This is a genomic window from Acidiphilium sp. PM, from assembly GCF_000219295.1.
GTDB classification, from domain to species: Bacteria; Pseudomonadota; Alphaproteobacteria; order Acetobacterales; family Acetobacteraceae; genus Acidiphilium; species Acidiphilium multivorum.
The window spans coordinates 1-4,666 of record NZ_AFPR01000352.1; the positions used below are offsets into that span (position 1 = coordinate 1).

Here is a 4,666-nt window from a genome sequence, read left to right on the forward strand (position 1 = left end):
GCCGGCGCCGCCTCGCGCGGCCGCAGCCGCAGCCGCGTCTTGGCCGCCGCCTTCACCTTCTCGCCCAGCATGTCGAAATCGTGCCGGTCACCCAGGGACGGCTTCGGCACGCAGTCGAACGCGCCGGCCTCGAGCGCCTGCAGCGTCACCTGCGCGCCTTCCGAGGTCAGGCTGGACACCATGATCACCGGCGTCGGCCGCAGCCGCATGATCTTTTCCAGGAAGTCGAGCCCGTTCATGTTGGGCATCTCGACATCGAGGGTGATCACATCGGGATTGAGTTCCTTGATCGCGCTGCGCGCCTCGTAGGGATCGCCCGCCTCGCCGACCACCTCGATCTCCGGGTCGCGCCGGAGCGAGGCGGAAATCACGCCGCGCATCGTCGCCGAATCATCCACGATCAGAACGCGAACCGTCATCCTCTCATCTCCCGGGCACCGGCAAGCCGGTATGTGGTGATGCCATCGTTGCCGAGAGCGCGTTCGGCCGGGCCGCTCACGCGCTCGGAATGGCCGATATAGAGCGCCCCGCCCTCCTCGAGCAGCGGCACCATTCGGGCCCATACCTGTTTTTGCGTTTCGTCATCGAAATAGATCACCACGTTGCGGCAGAAGATCGCGTTGAAGCGGCCGCGCATCGGCCAGGTGCCGATGAGGTTCAGGGGCCGGAACGCGACGAGCGACCGCGCGGCCTCGGCAATGCGGAACTTGGGCGAATTGTTGTTCGCCGGCTCGAACCAGCGCTCGCGCAATTCGGGCGGCACCGCGGCGATCTCGCTCGCCTCATAGAGGCCGGCCCGGCCGGTCGCCAGCATCGTGCGGTCGATATCGGTGGCCAGGATCCTGATGTCGAACCGCGGCGCCTCCGGCAGCAGGGCCAGCACGGTCAGCGCGATCGAATAGGGCTCCTGCCCGCTCGAACAGGCCGCCGACCACAGCCGCACGCGGCCACCGCTGCGCGCATGGGCCATCAGCGGCGGCAGGATCCGGCTGCGCAGATGCTCGAAATGATGGGGCTCGCGGAAGAACCGCGTCACGTTGGTGGTCAGCGCGCCCAGCATTTCCTGCCGCTCGGCGCCGCCCTGCTGGCTCTCCACCAGTTCGCAATATTCCGCGAAACTGCCGAGGCCGAGCGTGCGCAGGCGTTTCGCCAGCCGGGAATAGACGAGCGTTGCCTTCGATTCGGGCAGCGCGATGCCGGCCTCCTCGCGCATGATCCGGGCGATGGTGCGGAAATCCTCGCGCGTGAGCACGTATTCCGCCCCGTCGATGAGGCCGTCTCCCTCCCGTCGTGGTCGGGGGCGCAGATTCATGCGGCTTCCCGCTCCACCGCCGGCAGCACATGATCGAGCGAGATCAGGCTGATCATCCGCCCATCCACCGGCATCAGCCCGCGCACGAAGCTCTTGACCACGTCCGAGGCAATGTCCGGCGTCGGCTGGATCGCGTTGTCGTTCATCGTCAGGATGTCGGACACGGCATCGACGAGCAGGCCGACCATCTGGCGGTTGATCTGCACGACGATGATCACGTGCCGGGCAGACGGCTCCGAGCGCGGCAATCCGAGCCGGACCGCGAAATCGACGATCGGCAGCACCGCGCCGCGCAGGTTGATCACCCCGCAGATATAGCCCGGCGCCTGCGGCAGCACGGTCGCCGCGGTCCAGCCGCGGATCTCGCGCACGGCCATGATGTCGACACAGAATTCCTGGACGCCGACACGGAAGGCAATCAGTTCGCGGGCTCCCGACCCGCCGGTCATGACATCATTCATCGCTCAACTCGCTGGCATGAGGGTCGGCTCGACGCGACATGCGTCGGCCCGCAGATTGTCGCTCCTCGTCACGGAGACGATGGCATCGACGTCGAGAATCAGGGCGACGCGGCCATCGCCCATCACGGTCGCCGCCGCGATGCCGGGAACCGCCTGGTAGTTCGCCTCCAGGCTCTTGATGACGACCTGGCGCTGGCCCTGGATTCCATCGACCACGAGAACGGCGCGCACGCCCCCCTCGCCCTCGACCAGCAGCGCCACGCTCTTCTCCGGTTCGGCCGGCACCGGGCGATAGCCCAGCGCGGCGCCGACATCGACGAGCGGAATATAGCCACCCCGCATCCCGATCACCCGGACATCGACCCCGAGCATGTGCACCTGCTCGGCGCGGGGCTGCAGCGTCTCGACGATCGCGCTGAGCGGAACGATCAGCGTATGGCCATCCACACTGACCACCATGCCATCCAGCACCGCCAGCGTGAGCGGCAGGCTGAGCGTGAAGGTCGAGCCCTGGCCCGGCCGCGAGGCGATCGAAATGCGCCCGCCCAGCGCCTGCACCGAGCGCCGCACCACGTCCATGCCGACGCCGCGCCCGGAAATGTCGGAAATCTCGCTCGCCGTCGAAAATCCCGGCATGAAGATCAGGTTGTCGGTTTCCTCGTCGGTCAGCTGCGCGTCGGGCGAAATCAGCCCGTTCTCGATCGCCTTGGCCCGCACCCGCTCGCGGTTGATGCCCGCGCCGTCATCCTCGACCTCGATGACGATCCGGCCGGAGCGATGCAGCGCCGTGAGCTTCACCACACCTTCGGCCGGCTTCCCGGCGGCAAGCCGCGCTTCGGTCGATTCCAGGCCGTGGTCGATCGCATTGCGGATCATGTGGGTGAGCGGGTCGATGATCCGCTCGATCACCGTCTTGTCGACCTCGGTGCCCTCGCCGTCGGTCAGCAGGCGCACCTGCTTGCCGGTCATCGCCGCGACTTCCCGCACGAGGCGCGGCATGCGCTGGAACACCGAGCGCACCGGCTGGGCGCGGATCGCCATCACGCTGTCCTGGATTTCGCGCGTGAGCTGCTCCAGCTCGTCGAGCGCCGTCACCACGGCCGAGGCGCGGGCCAGCCCGGCCTCGAACACCCGCTGCGAGAGCATCGCCTCGTTGATGACCAGCTCGCCGACCAGGTCGATCAGCCGGTCCACCCGGTCGAGATCGACACGGATCGTGGCGCCGACGCCGTGCGACGCCTCGCTCCGCGCCGCCGGCGCCTCGGCCGCGGCCTGGGGCGGATGGTCACGTTCGGCCGAAGCCGCCGCCGGCGCCGCTGCTTCCGTCCGCGGGTTCCGGCGCCGCGACGCTCGCCGCCGCATTGCGCAGCAACGCGAGGATTTCGTCATCCGACGGCTGGTCGGCCGGCCGGGCCGGCGGCTCCGGCACCGCCGCGCCCTCGGGCTGGCGCCGCTCGATCACCAGTTCGCAATCGTCCTCGACGAATTCGAAGACGGCGCGGACCGCCTCCTCGGAGCAATCCGCATCGAGCGCGATCGTCCAGGTGAGATAGGCGCCCTCGGGATCGAGCGCGGCAAGATCCGGCAGGCACTCGGGGTCGACCGTCACCCGCGTCGGGCCGAGGCGGCCGAGTTCGCGCAGCAGCAGCGCGGTCTCGTTGGCTTTCGCGTAGAGATCGGCGAACGGCTTGAAGCGGATCATCCAGCCTGGCGCCGCCGGCCTTTCCTCCGCGGCGTCGATCGCCACCGGCACCGCCGCGAACGCGATATCGCCGAAATCGTCGTCGGCTTCGTCGGCCGCGGCGCCGGATCCACCGGTCAGCTGGCGCAGTTCGCCCTCGATCCCGGCGATGCGCGCCTGATCGGTGCTGCCACCGTCGCGCGCCGCCCGCACCAGGTCGGCCAGCGCATCGGCGGCGCGCAGCAGGAGCCGCATCGCCTCCGGCGCGGGGTCGAGCCGGCCGGAGCGGATCAGATCCAGTGCCGTCTCGAACACATGGGCGAAATGCACCAGGTCTTCGAGGCCGAACGCTCCCGCGCCGCCCTTGATCGAGTGAACGGCCCGGAAGACGGCGTTCACCGTCTCGGAATCGGTCTCGCCGGCTTCCATCCGCATGAGGCCGGATTCAAGCTCGGCAAGCTGCTCCTCGCATTCCTGGAAAAACGTTTCCCGGATTTCGGCCATCGGATCCATCGATCCACCTCCCGTCATGCGGCAACCCGGCGGATTGCGTCCACAAGCTTCACCGGGTCGAACGGCTTGACGATCCACCCCGTCGCGCCCGCCGCCTTGGCGCGGGCCTTCTTTTCCGGATCAACCTCGGTGGTCAGCACCAGCATCGGCGTCGACCGCCATGATGCGTCCCGCCGCACCGCCTCGATGAAACCGAAGCCGTCGAGCCGCGGCATGTTGATGTCGGTCACGATGACATCCGGCGTCTCGGCCTGCAGCACTTCGAGCCCATGCACGCCGTCCTCGGCCTGGACCACGCGAAAGCCCGCCTCGACCAGCGACATGCGCAGCATGTCCCGCATGGTGCGCGAATCATCCACGGTCAGAATCGTCTTGGTCACGCGGAAATGTCCTCCTGAAATTGAAACGCGGCGGGCCCGACACCGAAAAGGTCGAGCGATGCGACCATCTGGTCCGACATCGGCCCGATGCGGAACGCGTGCCCGTCCGCCTCCCAGGTGGCCCGCGCCGAGAGCAGGACCTGGAGGCACTGGCCGCCAAGCCGCTCGACCGCGCCGGCATCGATCCGAAGATCGCCGCCGCGACGGGCCAGCAACGCCTGCGCCAGCGGCGACGCCGCCTTGAGGTCGAGAATGGGATCGAGCATCAGCTGTTCCGTGGTGTCGGTCGTGGTTGACATGTCGTTCAAAAATCCTCCCA

7 protein-coding genes are annotated in these 4,666 nt (G+C 68.3%); all 7 read right to left on the minus strand.

The window, feature by feature from the left end:
• A partial coding sequence (locus tag APM_RS12555) for a response regulator (RefSeq protein ID WP_007423751.1) occupies positions 1–419 on the minus strand: 419 nt, incomplete at its 3' end.
• Positions 416–1,312 (minus strand): protein-glutamate O-methyltransferase CheR, encoded by an 897-nt coding sequence (locus APM_RS12560; protein ID WP_007423752.1) that lies wholly within the window; start codon positions 1,310–1,312, stop codon positions 416–418. The genes APM_RS12555 and APM_RS12560, both read right to left, overlap by 4 nt.
• Positions 1,309–1,773: a chemotaxis protein CheW gene (locus tag APM_RS12565; protein WP_012040253.1), complete on the minus strand. Its 465-nt coding sequence runs from the start codon at positions 1,771–1,773 to the stop codon at positions 1,309–1,311. Before APM_RS12565 ends, APM_RS12560 begins: the two co-directional genes overlap by 4 nt.
• Positions 1,774–1,776: 3 nt before the next feature.
• Positions 1,777–3,135 (minus strand): chemotaxis protein CheA, encoded by a 1,359-nt coding sequence (locus APM_RS22695; protein ID WP_241763156.1) that lies wholly within the window; start codon positions 3,133–3,135, stop codon positions 1,777–1,779.
• Positions 3,059–3,967: an Hpt domain-containing protein gene (locus APM_RS22700; protein ID WP_007423755.1), complete on the minus strand. Its 909-nt coding sequence runs from the start codon at positions 3,965–3,967 to the stop codon at positions 3,059–3,061. The genes APM_RS22695 and APM_RS22700 overlap by 77 nt, the downstream gene beginning before the upstream one ends.
• A 14-nt stretch (positions 3,968–3,981) precedes the next feature.
• Positions 3,982–4,347: a response regulator gene (locus tag APM_RS12575; protein WP_007423757.1), complete on the minus strand. Its 366-nt coding sequence runs from the start codon at positions 4,345–4,347 to the stop codon at positions 3,982–3,984.
• Positions 4,344–4,666, minus strand: a 323-nt coding sequence (locus APM_RS12580) for an STAS domain-containing protein (protein WP_007423756.1), incomplete at its 5' end; no start/stop codon positions are given. The genes APM_RS12580 and APM_RS12575, both read right to left, overlap by 4 nt.